Origin of the sequence: Paenibacillus planticolens (genome assembly GCF_013141725.1) — a bacterium.
GTDB classification, from domain to species: Bacteria; Bacillota; Bacilli; order Paenibacillales; family NBRC-103111; genus Paenibacillus_E; species Paenibacillus_E planticolens.
Genome location: NZ_WHNZ01000017.1, coordinates 155,821 through 173,846, shown reverse-complemented (window position 1 = coordinate 173,846; position 18,026 = coordinate 155,821). Strand labels below are relative to the sequence as shown.

Annotated in this window: 19 protein-coding genes; 18 read left to right on the top strand and 1 reads right to left on the bottom strand. The window is 44.2% G+C overall.

Features of this window, described 5'->3' with window-relative positions:
• Positions 1–7: 7 nt before the first annotated feature.
• Positions 8–2,881 (top strand): S-layer homology domain-containing protein, encoded by a 2,874-nt coding sequence (locus tag GC097_RS09530; protein WP_171683093.1) that lies wholly within the window; start codon positions 8–10, stop codon positions 2,879–2,881.
• Positions 2,882–3,038: 157 nt separating this feature from the next.
• On the opposite strand, the gene GC097_RS09525 is transcribed toward GC097_RS09530, so the two are convergent.
• On the bottom strand, positions 3,039–3,464 hold the full coding sequence (locus tag GC097_RS09525) for a collagen-like protein (RefSeq protein WP_246294118.1): 426 nt from the start codon (positions 3,462–3,464) through the stop codon (positions 3,039–3,041).
• Between the two features lie 226 nt (positions 3,465–3,690).
• Between GC097_RS09525 and GC097_RS34685 the strand changes: the two genes are divergently transcribed.
• From GC097_RS34685 to GC097_RS09445, 17 genes are all read left to right on the top strand, one after another.
• On the top strand, positions 3,691–3,816 hold the full coding sequence (locus GC097_RS34685) for a hypothetical protein (protein ID WP_281364277.1): 126 nt from the start codon (positions 3,691–3,693) through the stop codon (positions 3,814–3,816).
• Between the two features lie 137 nt (positions 3,817–3,953).
• Positions 3,954–4,979: an HD-GYP domain-containing protein gene (locus tag GC097_RS09520; RefSeq protein ID WP_171683092.1), complete on the top strand. Its 1,026-nt coding sequence runs from the start codon at positions 3,954–3,956 to the stop codon at positions 4,977–4,979.
• The gene (locus GC097_RS09515; protein WP_171683091.1) at positions 4,976–5,275 is read left to right on the top strand and encodes a response regulator transcription factor; all 300 of its coding nucleotides are present in this window, start codon (positions 4,976–4,978) and stop codon (positions 5,273–5,275) included. The genes GC097_RS09520 and GC097_RS09515 overlap by 4 nt, the downstream gene beginning before the upstream one ends.
• A 184-nt stretch (positions 5,276–5,459) precedes the next feature.
• Complete coding sequence (locus GC097_RS09510; protein WP_171683090.1) at positions 5,460–6,221, top strand: YveK family protein; 762 nt, start codon at positions 5,460–5,462, stop codon at positions 6,219–6,221.
• Positions 6,202–6,867 (top strand): CpsD/CapB family tyrosine-protein kinase, encoded by a 666-nt coding sequence (locus GC097_RS09505; RefSeq protein WP_171683089.1) that lies wholly within the window; start codon positions 6,202–6,204, stop codon positions 6,865–6,867. Before GC097_RS09510 ends, GC097_RS09505 begins: the two co-directional genes overlap by 20 nt.
• Positions 6,868–6,891: 24 nt before the next feature.
• On the top strand, positions 6,892–8,175 hold the full coding sequence (locus tag GC097_RS09500) for an efflux RND transporter periplasmic adaptor subunit (RefSeq protein ID WP_171683088.1): 1,284 nt from the start codon (positions 6,892–6,894) through the stop codon (positions 8,173–8,175).
• 21 nt (positions 8,176–8,196) lie between these two features.
• Complete coding sequence (locus tag GC097_RS09495; RefSeq protein ID WP_171683087.1) at positions 8,197–9,918, top strand: hypothetical protein; 1,722 nt, start codon at positions 8,197–8,199, stop codon at positions 9,916–9,918.
• A 12-nt stretch (positions 9,919–9,930) separates the two neighbouring features.
• Positions 9,931–10,101 (top strand): hypothetical protein, encoded by a 171-nt coding sequence (locus tag GC097_RS09490; RefSeq protein WP_171683086.1) that lies wholly within the window; start codon positions 9,931–9,933, stop codon positions 10,099–10,101.
• Between the two features lie 73 nt (positions 10,102–10,174).
• A complete protein-coding gene (locus GC097_RS09485; protein ID WP_171683085.1) occupies positions 10,175–10,444 on the top strand; it encodes a PqqD family protein in 270 nt (89 codons plus the stop codon).
• A gap of 28 nt (positions 10,445–10,472) precedes the next feature.
• Positions 10,473–10,919 (top strand): signal peptidase I, encoded by a 447-nt coding sequence (locus tag GC097_RS09480; RefSeq protein ID WP_171683084.1) that lies wholly within the window; start codon positions 10,473–10,475, stop codon positions 10,917–10,919.
• A gap of 166 nt (positions 10,920–11,085) precedes the next feature.
• Positions 11,086–13,029, top strand: coding sequence for a lasso peptide isopeptide bond-forming cyclase (locus GC097_RS09475; RefSeq protein ID WP_171683266.1), 1,944 nt, complete (start codon positions 11,086–11,088; stop codon positions 13,027–13,029).
• Between the two features lie 16 nt (positions 13,030–13,045).
• Positions 13,046–13,180, top strand: a complete 135-nt coding sequence (locus GC097_RS09470) for a paeninodin family lasso peptide (RefSeq protein ID WP_171683083.1) — start codon at positions 13,046–13,048, stop codon at positions 13,178–13,180.
• Positions 13,181–13,274: 94 nt separating this feature from the next.
• On the top strand, positions 13,275–14,216 hold the full coding sequence (locus tag GC097_RS09465) for a phosphoenolpyruvate carboxykinase (ATP) (RefSeq protein ID WP_171683082.1): 942 nt from the start codon (positions 13,275–13,277) through the stop codon (positions 14,214–14,216).
• Complete coding sequence (locus GC097_RS09460; RefSeq protein WP_171683081.1) at positions 14,209–14,517, top strand: lasso peptide biosynthesis PqqD family chaperone; 309 nt, start codon at positions 14,209–14,211, stop codon at positions 14,515–14,517. The genes GC097_RS09465 and GC097_RS09460 overlap by 8 nt, the downstream gene beginning before the upstream one ends.
• Complete coding sequence (locus tag GC097_RS09455; protein WP_312875644.1) at positions 14,507–14,956, top strand: lasso peptide biosynthesis B2 protein; 450 nt, start codon at positions 14,507–14,509, stop codon at positions 14,954–14,956. Before GC097_RS09460 ends, GC097_RS09455 begins: the two co-directional genes overlap by 11 nt.
• Before the next feature lie 18 nt (positions 14,957–14,974).
• Entirely contained in the window at positions 14,975–16,147 is a 1,173-nt protein-coding gene (locus GC097_RS09450) for a nucleotidyltransferase domain-containing protein (protein WP_171683080.1), read from the top strand.
• Positions 16,147–17,964, top strand: coding sequence for an ABC transporter ATP-binding protein (locus GC097_RS09445; RefSeq protein ID WP_171683079.1), 1,818 nt, complete (start codon positions 16,147–16,149; stop codon positions 17,962–17,964). The genes GC097_RS09450 and GC097_RS09445 overlap by 1 nt, the downstream gene beginning before the upstream one ends.
• Positions 17,965–18,026 lie beyond the last annotated feature (62 nt).

Sequence of the window (18,026 nt, the reverse complement as noted above, 5' to 3'; positions counted from 1 at the left end):
TAAATCAATGAAATCTAAAATTACTAAGCTGTTGCTAATTATGTGTTTATTGGTAGCCTTCCTTGTTCCGCTCTCGGCGGTTAATGCTGCCAGCGCGGAACCTTCTACGGGAACGACTCCATTTAAAGATATGGAGAATCATTGGGCGAGCCAGGTTGTGAAAAAATGGTATAACCATGATTGGATTCAAGGCTATTCAAATGACCTATTCGGACCCGCTCGACAAGTAACGAGAGCTGAAGTCGTCACGCTTTTATACCGTGCGTTTGAGATGAAGAGCAAAGGAACAGCATCTCCCTATCCGGATGTGAAGAAGAACGATTGGTTTCATAACGCTATTGCCGCAGCGTATGAGCACGGATATGTTCAGGGTTATCCGGATGGATTGTTTCATCCGGGAGAACCCATTACCCGTAATGAATTAATGGTAATGATTTATCGGGTGCTAGAACCCGTACTGAAGAAAGACATGGCTACGCTGGGTGGATTCACAGACGAAACCGAGCTTCCAAGTTGGGCTAAAGATTCCGTACACGTTCTGAAGCAGCTGGGGATTATTAACGGATACGAAGACGGCACGTTCCAGGGCTTCAATAAGGTTACAAGGGCTGAGGCAGTAGTTGCGCTGGACCGTGCGTTGGAGAGGTTCCAAGAGGCAGGCAAGACAGAACCGCCCAACTCGGGAAATACACCAACGTCCGGTACGCCAGGAATAAGTAATCCCGGTGGAGGCGGAGGTGGAGGTGTTGGCGGTAACGGCGGTTCATCCGGCGGCGGAAGCGGTACTAAACCTGAGAAGGCAGTCGTCACCTATATGTCAGGGGTTACTTCGGTTTCTGATTCGACTGCGCGTACGTTAGATCACGTTTCTGGAGATGGCACAGTGCTGGAGTTTCAAGGTGACTCACCTGAACTGGCGGCTCTGAGGCCAGATCAAATTCTTATACTGCCAGCATCGAGTACTTTTCCTACCGGAAACGCTGTTAAAATTGTTTCCGTACAAACCGATAATCAGAAGACAGTACTACATGTAAAAAAGGCACAGCTCGAGGAAGTATTCAAGGTCATTCAAATTAACCAAAACGTCCCCATTAGCCCTGAAGATTTTATTCTGGAGGAAGGCGTTACCCTCGAGAAAGTGATGCTTGAACCGAAAGCTCCCGCTCGGTATGCAAGTTTGAAAATAGATCCGGGCATGCTGCAGTATGCTGCCTCCATCGAGACGGGGCTTAAATTTAAAGTGTCTAAGATATTCGAAAAGACCAAAAAAGTGGGTCCGTTGGACGATGAATTATCGTATAATCTCTCTTTCAACGGCGAATTTACGCTAGCCAATTCGGCAAACTTTGATATTGACTGGGACATTTTCTCCGGTGTTAAGAGTATGACAGCATCGCTTGAAACAAAGCGTGAGCTTGCAGCATCTGTTGCCGGAACAGCGAAGTTTAAAATGGAAGATAAAAGTGAAATGCCCAAAGTACTGGTCGGTACAATCCCCAGAATTCAGCTAGGCACCACACCGTTCAGCTTAAAAATGCAATTATTTATCGTTATGAATTTAACGGGTGAGGCCAGTTTAGCTGTAGAGTACTCGAAGTCAGAAGAATCCGTCATGGGGTTTATCTACACGAAAGAAGACGGATTTAAAGAAATTGCTCTTCCGGACAAGGAATCGAAAAAGCCGACAAAGGTCTCATTGGAAGGGAAAATTAAGCAGGAAATACTTTTATCGACGGAAGTAAATCTTGAAGCTGCTAATTTTGATCTCATCACTCTAGAGCTTCAAGCGGGTATTCAGTCTGAGCTATCAGGAAAATACTCGGCGGATACGGGAGGCTGCGCAAAAATGCAAATCAGCGGCGTTGCTCGAATAAACGTTAAAACAGGCGATGATCTAAAGAAGCTGCTGGATGTTGAATTAGAAATTTATGATAGTGTAACACCGCCTTTCTGGAAAGTAGACACGTGTTTAGCGATCGCAAGCATTTCTGTCGATCATGTTGCGACCTCCTTAGCGATTGGTGACCGTGAAAATATTTCCGTTAAAGCGAAGACATTAGAAGGTGAAGAGGTGGATGTCTCCGGTGATTCCGAATACATCAGCAGCAACCCTGATCTTGTCAGTGTCGATGAGTATGGTACGATTTATGTGAAGGACGCTGCGCAGATTGGAGATCAAGTAGATATTACGGTTAAGAACAGGAACAAGGAAGCGAATGTGAAGGTTACTGTTGATATTGGACCGCTTAAAGTGGAACCTAGCATGATCAGGCTAAAACCGGGTCAGTCGGAGCAGCTCGTCGTAAAAGCGCAAATCAGGCCTAACGAATGGCAAGACGTAACGCATGAGACGGGAATCCTGTATGAAGCAGGTAATTCAGCGCTACTAAGTGTCAGCAATGCAGGCTTGGTCCAAGCGGCAGCAACATTGCTGGAAGATACGGTGCCGGTCAATATCACATACCGCAGCAGATCAGCTAAGGTCTACGTCAGCGTGAAGCAAGATCCCCGCGATATTGTTCGGCAAGCAGAAGCTTTTGTGAATCATCTCATGCAGGCGAATGTGAGCCGTTCGAAGCCACAGAATTTTAAAGGTGAGCTACTGGCTTATTATTCCGATGGATATATCGATAAGATTTGGAGAAAAGTTTTCGAGCATGATCCGAAATGGTACTTGGAACCAAATTTCTTATATCCGCTCACAGAAGCAGAGAAGAGTAATCCGGGCTATTCGGCTTCGATACGTGAAGAAGACGGTAAAAGCTATGTGAATGTTGTGCTCACGCTAAAGAAACCAATTGGCAATGTGAAAGAAATACACTACGAATATGTGTTAGTGAAGCGAAACGGTATGTGGTATCTCGATGATCTGCGAACTTAAGTGGAGCAGATAAGACCCTGTAGTTCCGCAAAGAAAGGGAAGCAGCCTGTCTTCGTCCGAATAGAGGACTCTAGTTCCCTCTCACAATAACAAGAAGAGCCTGGCGGATGTCCGCTAGGCTTTTCTTGTTTTATGGCAGTTGAGTGTGTTTAACATTTTAACAAGTAAAAGAATCAATAAAGCGCAAATCGATACCGAAATACATCCAGGAGAAGCCGTTCCAACGGAAGCCGGCAATCGAGTTACGGCCGACAAAAGTCGGGAAATACCAGAACTGCTGGCCATTGCTCAGCCAAACATAAGTGAAACGGAACATACAGCGTCTAATGGAGCCCGGATCTACGGCGAATGCGCCGGGAGCTGCAAACGGCTTTTGCGGGGTGTAGGTAGGAGGAGCCGATGTCGGTGCTTGCTCAGCGCCTCCTGGCGGCATTCCAGGGCCCGGGAGACCAGGCTGCCCCGGGAAACCGGGCTGCCCTTGGAAACCGGGCTGTCCCGGGAAGCCAGGCTGCCCCGGAAAACCAGGCTGCCCTTGGAAACCAGGCTGCCCTTGGAAACCAGGCTGCCCTTGGAAGCCTGGCATCGCGCCACCAGGCATGCCTCCGCCGGGCATGCCTGGGAACATGCCTAAGCTGCGTGCATCATAAATAGGAACCCAAGCGTAAGCTTGCGGCACAGGATAGTCGTATGCATAAGGCGCGGTTTGCGAATAGGAAGCAGCATACGCAGGATCGGTTTCCGGCTGCTGCAAAACTTCATTTTTCGGTTCCAAATTCCGGGTCTCTTTTTTTTTGTTCGAAGTCATGGATGTGAATACCTCCTTGGGTAAAAGCGGATTAGTCGATACTTACTATATGCAGGGGGCTAGACGGATGTCACGATTGGAGCGTGTGATTACGTTCTTTTTACCAAACTATACCAATAGTCCTAATTAGAATAGAAATTATGGAAACTGTAGGCTTTTTATCCTATTCGAATAGGAAAAATACGGGATTTACCTCCCATGGTTTGAGCCTATTTTGTCGTATATAATAGAAATTGGTTATATTTTGAAACATTGGAGTGGGGTTTATTGAGAGATCTAGCGGGGAAGATGTTGAAATACGATGTAACAACGAGCTATGGGCTTGTACTGGCAACAGCTCAAACTGTACTCATGGAAGAGCATTTGGATTTATTTCGACAGCATCGTATTGACTTCATGGACATTATTGCCACAAGCCTCCAGGAACAAGAACTGGAAGATGTCCAGTCCCAGAATCCGTCAGGACTCTTAGTACGCAAAGCAACTCAATTCGCCAAAGATTTATTCGAGCTGGTGGAGACGCAGAAGAAGATCCCATTGTTTGAAATCAAGAACCAACTCATTCCTATCGTGCAGCAGGCGGCTGAACATTCGGATTTATTTGAAATATTTGAAGCGATTAAGGCGAAAGACGAATACACGCACCAGCACAATGTCGGCGTAGGCATTTTATCGACGCTGATTGGAAAGTGGCTCCAAATGAACGATCAAGAGGTAGCTTTGCTAACGCTCGCGGCTACACTGCATGATATTGGAAAAGTGAAAATCCCCCAAGACATTCTTCGAAAACCGGGGAAGCTGACAAAAGAAGAGTTCGATGAAATGAAACAGCATACGGTTCGAGGCTATAACTTGCTTAGAGAGACCAAAGGCCTTAACTACAAAGTGTCTCTTGTAGCCTTGCAGCACCATGAAAGATTGGATGGCAGCGGATATCCTATGGGGTTAAAGGATAGCCAAATCGATCGATTTAGCCGTATTGTCGCTGTTGCCGACGTTTTCCATGCCATGTCTTCGAAAAGGCCGCACCAAGACATGATGCCATTTTACGAAGTTGTCCGACAGATGAGGGAAGGACTCTTCGGTGAATTGGACCCGCATATCGTATCGGTCTTTCTGACCAATATGATTCGTGGCTTAGTCGGCAGGAAAGTCAAGCTGACGGATGGCCGCTGGGCAGACGTCGTGTATATTAATCCCACGGATGATACGAACCCTCTTGTGAAAATTGATGATACATTCGTAGATCTTAGTCGAGAACGACATATTCATATAAAGGAAGTTGTTGTATGAGACATAATCCAATGGCAGAGAACACAGTTTTGCAACAATTTTTCAACAACTATGGGCTGACACAGCGTGAATCGGAAATTCTCTTCCTGATCGCTACCCACGGGTACACGAATAAGGAAATTGCGGAAAGCTGCTGTATCAGTGAGAAAACAGTAAAGATTCATTTAGCTAACATTATGAGCAAAATCGGGATCGGCTCGATGCGCCGGTTGCTGGCCCTGCTTTTGCAGCAAGCGCTTAAAGTTTCAGGGCTTACACATGAGAAGAATATCGTATCATCCGTAGGGATTAACTAAACAAAAAGAGAAGGCCTTTTGGGGTTCTTTTCTTTTTTTTATGCGCATTTTTATTGATACGATTTGGAACTTAGAAATGGAATATTTTGTTGACATGATACGAAAAGTATCTTAAAGTAAGAGTAGGAATAAGATACAAATAGTATCATTTTGTTGACAAGTAGACTTCGCGCGGAGGGGAAACATGGAAATTAATTTAAAAGAATATTTGATGATCATAAAGAGGCGATGGTGGCTAATTGTCTTTGTTGTACTTGTTTGTACAATCCTTACAGCCATGTATACGACATCAAATTATGTTCCCATTTATCAGGCTTCTACCAAATTGATCGTCAATAAAACGTCTGAACAGGGTCAACTTGGCACAGAACAAATCGATTATGGAGCGATCGGTGTTAATATGGCCCTCATCAACACATATAAGGAAATTATTAAAACTCCGGCCATTATGGATAAAGTCGTCCAACGATACCCCGAATTAAACGTATCCACAGACCAGTTGATTTCCATCGTCAATGTTTCGAATCTCAATGAAACACAAGTCATGTCGATTACTGCCCGGCATGTTTCACACGAAAGAGCCGTGAAGATTGCGAACGCGGTATCGGATGTCTTTCAGACTGAGATCCCCAAAATTATGAAGGTCGATAATATCACGATTCTGAACCGGGCCAAAGTTCAGGACAATCCCATACCGATCAATCAAAAATCCAACCAATACATCATTCTAAGCTTTGTTGCCTCGCTGGCTGCTACGATTGGTATCATACTCCTGCTCGATGCTTTAGATGATACATTGAAGACGGATGAGGATGTTCGTGAAGCTTTTGAACTGCCGACCTTAGCGTACATACCGAAAGTAAAAATTAAAGAAAAACGAATCAAACAGAAAAGTAAATCCAGAAAAAAAGTAGAGGATATTGCCTATGCCAAAACTATCCACTAATTCGGCCATTATGATGCACAAGAACCCCAATTCTCCTTCCTCGGAAGCTTATAGATCTTTAAGATTTAATATCGATTGTTCGGTTTTCGGCCGCGAAGCTAAGATCGTTACGGTCACTTCGTCAAGCAGAGGTGAAGGGAAAACGACGACGGCCATTAATTTGGCTGTGGCGTATGCGCAGACTGGAAAGAAAGTGATTTTGGTAGATGCTGACCTGCGAAATCCCTCGATCCACCTTTCACTTGGTCAAGATAACGCAAGGGGATTAACGAATTATCTTGTGAAACAAAACACATTGAACGAGATCGTACATCAATCGATTATTGAAAATCTTTCTATTCTAACATCGGGACCGTTACCGCAAAATCCTTCCGGCTTATTGGCTTCGAATCAAATGGATATCTTGCTGGAAGAGCTTAGAGCGAACTACGACATGGTCATCGTGGACACAACCTCGGTCTTATCCTTAACCGATGCCAAGATTATGGCGACGAAGTGCGACGGTACGCTGCTCATCGTTAAATTCGGCAAAATGAAGCGCGGCATAGCCAAGAAAGTGAAAGAGGAACTGCTTTTGGCGAAAGTGAACTTAATTGGCGTTGTCATGAATGAAATGAAAAGCGAACATGCGGCTTCGTATCTTTGATTATGGGGAGAGAGTTCATATCTAATGAGAAAAAAACGACGAAAGCAGCAACCGAAAGTCGTGAGAACCCTTGGTATTCTGACGTTAAGCATTGGTATTTTGGCAGGGTGCTCAGATACAGTGGTTAATAATTCGGAGGGCAACTCCATTTATAAGGATCAAGCGCCGAAAAGCGTTAAAGTATTCAAAGTCATTAAGCAAAAAATCGGTGATCCGATGGAACGTTCCGCAGAAGCGCAGTCTTCCGCTCAATTTGGTATTACGTCAAAGGCTTCCGGGGATATTGATCAAATTTTGAAAAAGCGCGGAGATATGGTTCAGGAGGGCGATGTCATCCTTCGGTTGAAGTCAGGCGAGCTCCAGACGCAAAGAGATGCAGCGGCACTTGCCGTTCAAATGGCCCAAGAGGCGTTAGATAAAGCAAAAGTGAAGGCTAAGAAAGAAACGGAAAACCAAAGAATGGATATGAGCAACTCGATTCAAAAGATGGAGCTGGGGATGACCGGCTTAATGCGCAATTACAATAAAATGAAAAACGATTATGATATCGGCTTGGTTACTAAAGCTCAGCTTTATCAAATGGAAACTCAAATGATGAGTGCCCGTATGGACCTGGATCAACTCAAACAGAAACTGGGCGCTTTAGAACCGCTGGATGCTCCTCCTGAATTGGAAACACAGCTCAAGAGTGCCCAAATTGCGCTGCAGCAGTTGGAGCAAGCGATTAAAAACCTTGAAGTGAGAGCCACAGTGAGCGGTCTATTGACGGAGATGCCGATGGAAGCAGGAATGGCGCTGCAGCCCGGTGCCAAGGTCGGTATAATTCAAAGGCTGGACCCGATTAAAATCAAAGCACAGTTAACGGAAGCGGAAACGAATCAGATTAGCAATAAAACTGAGCTGTCTTACTACGTGACAGGAACCAAAGAGATGTACAAAGGGGCGATCAGCTATCTTTCCAAGGTGATCGATCCGGAAACGAAAGCGTATGAAGTCAATCTTGAGGTGCCGAACAAAGATTTGTCCTTAAAGCCTGGCACGAAGCTAAAGGTTCAGTTGACGGATCAACAGGACCAAATTGTAGTGACAGTTCCTACATACAGCATTGTTAAAGAGGGTGACGCTGCTTTTGTTTTCGTACTTACAGGAGATACGTTAGAGAAGCGCAGCATCCAATTAGGCAGATTGAACGAGCCTAATCAAGAAGTGCTGTCTGGCCTCAAAGAGGGAGAGCTGGTCGTTAAAACAAGCCCAAGCCAGTTAAGCAACAAAGAAAAAGTTCAAATGTCGGCTGTCGAAGAGCAATAATTAAAATTGGAGTGACTTGAATTGAAAATAAAATGGAAACATACGATGGTTGCCTTCATCTTATCTGTCTCCCTGGTGATTCCATCAGCGGCTTTCCATGCAGCGGCCGATGAAAAATATGCACTTACGACAACGGTGAAAAGCTATTCATTGACGGACGATATCAAAGTGGAAGTAAAGAGTATTATTAACGAATCAACCTCTGATGGGACAAGAATCGGCACAGTGGTACGCCTGTTTAACAATGGAGATCGTTTAATTGGCGTACCTGAATATGAAGTTAGAGCTAAGACGCAAGAAGGTTTGGAGTATATCATGCGTCCAAGCCAAGCTAACGCCAAAAATATTCAGCCCAAAGAGAAGGTAGAGCTTAGCTATTTGAATACCGTCGAGCGTTATGACGTCTTCGCGTTAACTGAGCTTTCTTTCTATGATGTAGATGAATTCGTCTATCCGAAAACAGAAAAGAAAATCATATCGCTGCCTATTTCAGACATAGAATGGAAAGGTGAAAAGGCTGTCCTTACCGATCCCGCAACGATGAAGAAATGGGAAGATACGTTTACGATCCCCGTGCTGTCAAGCACACTGACGTACCAACCGGTCAGCCTTACCGAACAAAATACGCCGGACGGACCTATGACGATCGTGGCATTGCTTGCTACGAATACGGGGGACAAGAAGACGACAATACCTGATTTTCGGATAAACGGAAAAACAGAGAATAAGATATATAATGGCAGCAGAATTGAGAAGGATGCGGTCACCCTCGAACCGGGTGAGAAGAACTATGTCCATTATGCGGTTCCTGTCAGAAATAAGTTGGAATTGAAAAGCTTGTCGGTCCTGACGCCGGAAGACTTTGTAGGCGATGACAAAACACATACCAGCTATTTAATTGGCCGATTGACGATCACGCCACCGGGAGCCAGCAATGCACGAACCTTTATGAATCAATTATCAACGTATGAGTGGAATAAGCCGATTCAGTTTGACCCGCTAACGAAGCTGATTCGGCCAGAGATCAATGTGTCCATGTCGGATCTGCGCATTTATGAAAGTGCCGGAGGCGGCTTTAAAGCAGCCGTTGCAAAGTTCAAACTGCTCAATAAGAGTGAGAGTCCACAGCAGGTTCCGCATTTTCAGACCGTGCTGACCAGTGTTAGCGGTAATAAATACTTGGGCACAAGACAAAATACGCAGGTAGATACGCTCATCCCGAACATCAGTTACGTCATCTATTACTCCTTTATTATTCCGAACGCAGAAACCGGCGAGCAACTGGCCATGGAGATTACGGATGGGAAAAGCGTAGAGCCCTACAACCTGCCTCTCGCAGCCTTTAAGACGAAAGTCATCGAAGATACGGATGATAAATCCTCTGCCTTCTATCCTTTTCAAGTCGCTTTGAATAATTGGACCATGGCGACCAACTACAGTATGGGAGCGGGAAGCTTACCCTACTCGTATAAGATGAATTTGGATTTCGATATTAAACTGCAGGATGAAATCGTCGTCGATCAAAGCTTTTCCAAAATGAGGCTGGAATTCGTCGATGATAAAAACAAAATCATGGCTTCCAAGGTCCTTTCATTTACGGGCGAGAACAAGCTGGTTAGTGGAACCCAGACCCTTGATTTTAATTTGGATCGATTTGAAACTACGATCTATCTTCGGATGTATGAAATCATTGACACTCCTTTCGGAGAGGCAAGGCGCCTTATCCAAACAGTGAAACGGTAGGAGAGTGAGCCGATGAAAGAAGACGCGAAAAGGGAACAAAAAGTATATACACGTCCGATGGTTCTAAGCCAACAACCGGTTCGTTTTGAGACAGCCCAAAGTTCGAATCAAGGTTATGATAATCTGAATCACCCAGGGCACAATGGCAGCGAGGACAGCAGCGGAAACGGCAAGGATAAGTAAAATTCGTCGATGAGGTCAATGGTAAACTGCTGCCGTTGACCTCAAAATTTCTATAGAGGGAGTTGCTATCCAGATGACGGAATATGTTCGGATGAATGATTATGAGTCTATTCAACTGGAAATGGAATGGATCATTCTGAACACAGATGAATTTACCTTAACGAAATTAAACGAAGTAGGCGGATACTGCTGGTCATTGCTCGGCATACCTCAGACGGTAAGTTCCATTAGCGAAGCGGTTCGTAAGGAGTACGAATCCGCCTGCGAGACGGTTGAGGAAGATGTGGAAGCATTTCTGAAAGATATGGTTGGGCGAGGTCTGGTTCAGTATGCAGTTTCATAAGGAATCCATTCAGCTTCTTACGCGTGTTATGGCAAAAAGAGGCTGGATTGAACTTCCGGCACGAGGAACGAGTATGTATCCTTTTATTAAAAGGGGCGATATTTGCCGTTTTGTACTTACAGAGGCTGGCCACGTAAAAAAAGGTGATATCCTCTTATTTCAGGCTTCAAGCGGAAAATTAGTTGCTCACCGTTTTTGTCGTTTGGTCAGGAGAAATAAGCAATTATATTTTCTCTGTAAAGGCGACGCTAATTTAGCGCATGACGAAGTCATTGCGATGGATCAGATGATTGGCAAAATGACCCTGCTTGAGAGGAATGGGCGCATCATTCATGCAACGGACATGACCGCGTATGTCTGGGGGCAAATCGTCCTCACAATCCCGGTGACATCGCGGCTATTAAGACTTTATTTGAGTATCTTTAAGCGAGATAAAAAGTTTTTGGAAGCAGTTGACAGTGAACTTGTAAGATGATATCCTGAAATTGTTCTCGATAAAGAACAAACATAAACGAGTAAAAATGAAAGCCAGTGCTGTGATTGATGGTGCATGTTCATATGTCTGAATATACATACGTTCTTTAAAAAGAACAAAAATGCAAGCCAATCAACCTTTAACTAATAACACTGTGGGGTACAAAATGAGTGCCATAGCCGGAATATTCCATTATGATCAAGAGCCCGTAAATATGGAACATGGTCATCGAATGATGTTCGATTTAGCGAAATATCCAGCCGATGATGTTCAAATATGGCACCAAGAGCAAATCTTCCTGGGTTGTCATGCACAGTGGATCACACCTGAATCAGTTGGCGAGCGTTTGCCCTACTATGACCATAATCGAAAATTAGCTATTACAGCTGATGCGATCATAGATAATCGAGATGAATTATTCGAGAAATTACAAATAGAGCGAGACCGGAGAGCCGGGATGCCAGATAGCGAGCTGATCTTGCTTGCCTACCATAAGTGGGGGGAAGATGCTCCTAAGTATTTGATCGGTGATTTTGCCTTTATGATTTGGGATGAGCGGAAGCAGCTGTTGTTTGGGGCTCGGGATTTTTCGGGGAGTCGTACGCTTTACTTTCATCGTAATCCTCAGCGCTTTGCGTTTTGCACAGTCATTGAGCCGCTGCTGTCATTACCCTATGTAAAGAAGGAACTTAATGAACACTGGATGGCTGAATATTTGGCCATATCGGCAGTGGTTGAAACGGCAGATGCTTCTATAACGCCGTATCAACATATTGAACAAGTGCTTCCATCTCATAGTATTTCAATAACGGGCGGGCAAATAAAGCTTACAAGATACTGTACACTAACTGCCGGAGAGCGGTTAAAACTTAAGTCGGATGATGAGTACGTAGAAGCGTTTCAAGATGTCTTTCGAACAGCTGTACAATCACGTCTGCGGACTTACCGTGGGATTGGGGCTCAATTGAGCGGCGGATTAGATTCCGGCTCCGTTGTTAGTTTTGCTGCTAACGCACTGAGCAAGGAAGACAAACGTTTGCATACATTCAGTTATATCCCTCCGAAAGATTTTCAAGATTATACACCCAGGCATTTAATGCCGGATGAAAGGCCCTTTATTCAATCAACGGTCCAGCACGTGGGGGGAATTCACGACCATTATTTAGACCTTGAGGGGAAAAATTCGTATTCCGAAATTGATGACTTTCTGGAAATAACAGAGCTGCCATATAAATATTTTGAGAACTCATTCTGGATTAAGGGAATATTCGAGAAAGCCCATGAAGAAGGTATCGGCGTGCTGCTAAGCGGTGCGAGAGGAAACTTGAGCATATCTTGGGGATCCGCGTATGAGCATTACGCCCTTCTTTTAAAAAAAATGAAGTGGCTTCGCCTTATACATGAACTGCATCACTACAGTAATAAGATGGGAGGGCCAAGACTGCGGAGGCTCCCTGAAGTGGCCAAAATTGCGTTTCCGTTGATTAATCGAATTTTTCCGTCAGATAATATACCCTATATATTTCCTAGAATAATTAATCAAAGTTTAGCTAAAAGAACGAATGTTTTCAATAAATTAAGAGAATACGGCATAGGTCAAACGGGATGGTTCTCCAGTACTGATCTGTATGAACTAAGAAGAAAACATTTCGAAGATGTCTTTCACTGGAATACTACGAATACACTGTTGACGAAACTGTCTTTACGATACTCATTATGGCAGCGGGATCCAACCAACGATTTACGTGTAATTCGTTTCTGCCTTTCTGTACCCGAAGACCAATATGTTCAAAATGGGATGGATCGGGCTCTTATTCGAAGGTCCACTGAAAAATTGTTACCGGATAAGGTTAGGTTAAACCTGCATTATCGAGGGGTTCAAGGTGCTGATTGGGTTCATCGGATGACTCCGCATTGGGATGCATTTAAGGATGAGCTGAAGCAGCTTAGTAAGGATGATAGCTTTATGGGTTATATAGATGGTGAAGTGTTAAAAGCTGCGTTAGTAAAGGTTGAAGCAGGGGCTATATCGGAATATGCGACTGATGCTGATTACAGGATTTTAATGCGAAGTTTAATTTTATACCGATATTTGAAAAGATTTGCTTGAAAGGAGGTGATTAGATATGAAAAAAGAATGGCAAAAACCTGAATTAGAAGTGTTGGATGTAAATATGACCATGCTTGATCCAAACAATGGAAATAACCTTGATCATTCCTATCCTACTGGAACACCAAGACCAGAATTGACTTGGAGCTAAGAGTCTTGCTGGAATTCGTACATATATTAAAGCCCTTATACAGCAAGACAGTATAAGGGCTTTAATATAAACATTGAAACATTGGAGTGAAGAAATGTTAGAAATCAAACAAAAACTGATCTATAAAGCCTTCGGCTTAACCATATCTAGCGATATGGATTTGCCGGAATTGATCAAGATGAGCGAGCAACAAGAAGCAGCGGACATTGAAATATGTATGGATGAGGATATCACCAGACTATTTTTTGAACTATCCGATAATCCCAACCAATTTTTGGTCAAAGAGAATTTAATTATGTTTCATATCCCTGGCCTTGCAACCTTCTCCATTCAAGAAGGTAAAAGGATCGCGTTTGCCCCGATGAAAGAGGCAGAACAAGGCGAGATTCGGCTTCTTGTTCTGGGAACTTGCATGGGCGCGATCTTGATGCAGAGAAAGATATTTCCTCTGCACGGGAGTGCTCTCGCTATCCATGGCAAGGCATATGCGATTGTTGGAGATTCCGGTGCGGGGAAGTCGACGCTGGCATCAGCGTTCTTAAACCAAGGCTATCAGCTTCTGAGTGATGATGTGATTGCAGTCTCACTGTCGCAGGACAATATTCCATACGTGACTCCATCCTACCCCCAACAGAAGCTTTGGCAGGATAGTCTTACCAAATTTGGCATGGAGTCAAGCAACTACCAATCCTTATATGGCAGAGTGGATAAATATTATGTCCCGGTATCCACGAACTACTTTACGGAATCCTTACCTCTTGCCGGCGTGATTGAACTGGTGAAAACAGAAAATGATGCCATAGCAATCCGCAGAATTGAAAAACTTGACCGGTTTTACCCCCTTTTCTATCATACCTATCGTAATATCTTTATCCAGGGTCTGGGATTAACCGATTGGCATTTTAAAACATCCGCGAGCATCTTGCAGCATATTCATATGTTCCAATTAAGCCGTCCGGTTTCGGGCTTTACGGCTCCTCAATTAGTATCAACTATCTTGGAAACTTTAAATTTGGGGGGGATCAACCATGATTAAGAATGAATCCATTTCACTGCAAGATTGTGTAGTTCAAGGAAAAGGGAACATCGTAAGCGATATGGGCGGAGAAAAAGTCATGTTAAACGTTCAGAACGGAAAGTATTACAACCTGGGAGAAATTGGCGGTAAAATATGGGATTGTATGGAAGCACCGGTTTCCATCGGGCAGTTAGTTACAACATTGATGTTGGAATATGATGTGGATCAAACCGAATGCCAGCAGCATGTGATATCCTTTATTGCGCATATGGCGGAAGAAGGTTTAGTTCAAATTGGAGTCGAGGGGCATCGTGAATAAAGTAAGAATTTTATTCTCATTAGATGCGAGAACCGTGCTTTTATTTATAGAAGCTTATATGTATTTGGGGTGGGCACGTTTCCTGCTCTTTATTCCTTTTTCTAAGGTTGCCCCCTCGTTAGGCGCTCAGATGGAGGAAACGACAAATGCACAGACCCAAATGAATACTGCTACACTGCTTAGAATTCACGATGCAATTCAGGTTATGAGTCGGCATACGTTCTGGGAAAGCAAGTGTTTGGTTAAGGCTATCGCTGCTTTGAAAATGCTTGAAAGGCGCCAAATCGAAAGCACGCTTTACCTCGGGACCGGTAGGGACGAATCAGGAAAAATGGTGGCTCACGCCTGGCTCCGCAGCGGCCCCTACTATATTACCGGAGCTGACGGAATGGAACGCTACGCGGTGGTTGGCAAATTCGCAAAATATATCAGTGGATAGAAAATGAAGGAGATTAAGATGGACAATGATTTCCGTTTGGATGAAGGACCCTTTTCTAAAGAATTGAGTTTACTGTTATCCTTCATGAGAAACGATCCTGCTGAAATAACTGAAATCGATTGGGACAAATTCCTTGAGCTTGCAAGACATCACCGGGTTTACTCTATCCTTTATAACTATCTTCGGAAAGTTGATCATGTACGGATACCTCCACAGGTCAGGCAAACTTTGAAAAAGGAATATCAAAGCAACACCTTCGATATGCTGCGCTTGAGCGCACAGATGGAAGAGCTTTGTAAGCTGTTTTCCGATACCGATATCCGCGCCATTGTTTTGAAAGGACCGGTTCTTGCAGCTGATCTTTATGGCGATCTATCCCTTCGAACTTCACGTGATCTAGACATTCTGATACCGATACAAGATTTGGACCAAGCAGAGGAGTTGCTCAAAGGGCAAGGCTATGTGAAGGAAGAGGAATACAAGACGATATTGAATGACTGGAAATGGAGACATCATCATGTCACCTATATCCACAAGAACACGGGAGTTACACTCGAAATTCATTGGAGATTAGGTCCTGGTCCCGGAAAAGAGCCCGGTTTCGATGAATTGTGGGATCGGAAACGGATAAGCACGCTAACGAGCAATCCTGTCTATTATTTAGGGAGAGAGGATTTATTTTTATTTCTTGCTTCACATGGGGCACGCCACGGTTGGTCCCGACTTCGCTGGTTGGCAGATATAGATCGGATTGCCAGACAACATTTCGACTTCCCCAGACTTCATCAGCTGTTAAAGAAAAACCGCCAGCTCCACCTTGGAGCACAAGCGCTAATTTTGTCTCAACAGCTTCTACATACTCCGTTAACAGTGGATTTGGAATCTATAACTGTATCTAAGCGTGCTAAACGATTAGCATCTGATGCAATTTTTTATATTGGTCAAATGGTCAATCTGCATACCCCTCCATTACCGGAGCATGTGTCTAAGTATCATAAACGCCACTTGTTTTCACTGATGCCGACTCCGCATAAAATACTTTTCGTAGTGAGTTTCTTATATCCATACCCGGAAGATGCCGAGACGCTGCCATTGCCCAAACCGTTGCAGCTGCTCTACTTCCCATTACGTCCTGTCTTATGGGTTTGGCGAAAAACATTGAAGCGTAACTTATCGCAGGGAGAAGCATAATGGAACATCTCTTGTATTTTGTTAAACAGCTGCACGGCTACGCGGGTAAAATTTTATACGTGAATCTTCTGGGAATGATGCTGATCAGCTTCCTTGAAGGTATGGGGATATTCTTATTGCTCCCATTGCTCGGCATTAGCGGCATCATGGACATCAACACAGGATGGAGCTCCCATCTAGGCATCATTGAATTATTGAATGAGCTTCCAAAGTCAGTATCGCTGCTTGTAATCATGGGCGCATACGTTGTACTTATAACAGGTCAAAGTTTGATCCAGCGGAATCTCAGCCTTCGAGATATCAAAATTCATACAGGATTTATTAGTCATGTAAGATTAGAGACTTATAACGCCTTGCTGCATGCGAACTGGGGGTTTTTTATCAAGAAAAGAAAATCGGACCTCATTAATTCACTGACTGGCGAATTGGGACATGTAACTACGGGATCCTATGTCTTTCTGCAATTCATGACATCCATGATATTTACCCTGATTCAAGTGGGAATTGCCTTATGGTTATCCGTTAAATTGACGCTCTTTGTCATAGGCTGCGGGCTGGCCGTATCCTTCTTTTCTCGTACGTTTATTAAGAGAGCCAGCAAGGTCGGAAATCAGTCGCTAGAGATCGGGCGAAACTATATTGGTGGAATCACAGATCATTTCAATGGGATCAAGGACATCAAAAGCAATATGTTGGAGGAATCCCGGCGCAATTGGCTGATAGACTGGAGTAAACAATTCGCCCGGGAACGATTTGAAGCGGCTAAAATAAGTGCAAATTCACAGTTGTATTACAAGGTATCTTCATCGCTGATTATTGCCGTTTTTATTTACGCATCCGTCATGCTCTTCCATACACAAGGACAGCAACTGATGCTGATCATTCTCGTATTTTTTAGACTTTGGCCTCGCTTTCAAGGCATTCAGACGAACCTGGAACAAATCGCCACGGCGATTCCTGCCTTTAAATCTTTGAAGGAGCTGCAAAATGCATGTAGGGCATCCAGGGAAGTTAAAGAAGAGAGTCGCGGCAATAATCATGTAAAGCCGATTCATATCGAGGAATATCTCGAATGCCGTGATGTGTCTTTTCGTTATAATCGCAATGAAGAGGTCTGTTCGCTCCAGGATATTAACTTGCGAATTCGCTCTAATCAAATGACAGCCGTCGTCGGCAGATCGGGCGCGGGTAAAAGCACCTTAATTGATATCCTGATGGGGATGCTGCAGCCGGAGAAAGGGCAAGTGCTCGTGGATGGAGTTCCTCTTACAGGAACGAATCTGTTATCTCTGAGAAAATCGATCAGCTATGTGCCTCAGGATCCGTTCCTTTTTAACGGCAGTATACGGGAAAACCTGCTAATGATCGATCCGGATGCAACGGAAGTGCAAATCTGGGATGCTCTAGAGTTCGCAGCATCGGCCGAATTTGTCAGAAAGCTTCCTCAGGGGCTCGATACGCTGATTGGAGACCGCGGTATCCGGCTTTCCGGTGGAGAAAGGCAGAGACTTGTATTGGCGCGAGCGATATTACGCAAACCTTCCATCCTGATTTTGGATGAAGCGACCAGTTCGTTAGACACGGAGAATGAGGCGAAGATTCAAGAAGCGCTGGACCGGCTTCAAGGAAAACTGACCATCATTGTCATCGCTCACCGGTTGTCGACGATTAGAAATGCCGATCAGGTCATCGTCATGGATCAAGGAAGAATTGTACAAAGCGGGGAATTTATCCAATTGGCGAGAGAAAAAGATGGATTGTTTTCAACATTTTTAAGTAATCAATTCGCAGACTCGAAAGCGATGGCTGCGACGTAAACGTAAATTAAATATTCCAAAACATTGACATGTTCTTTATAAAGAACTAAAATTAAAGAGGA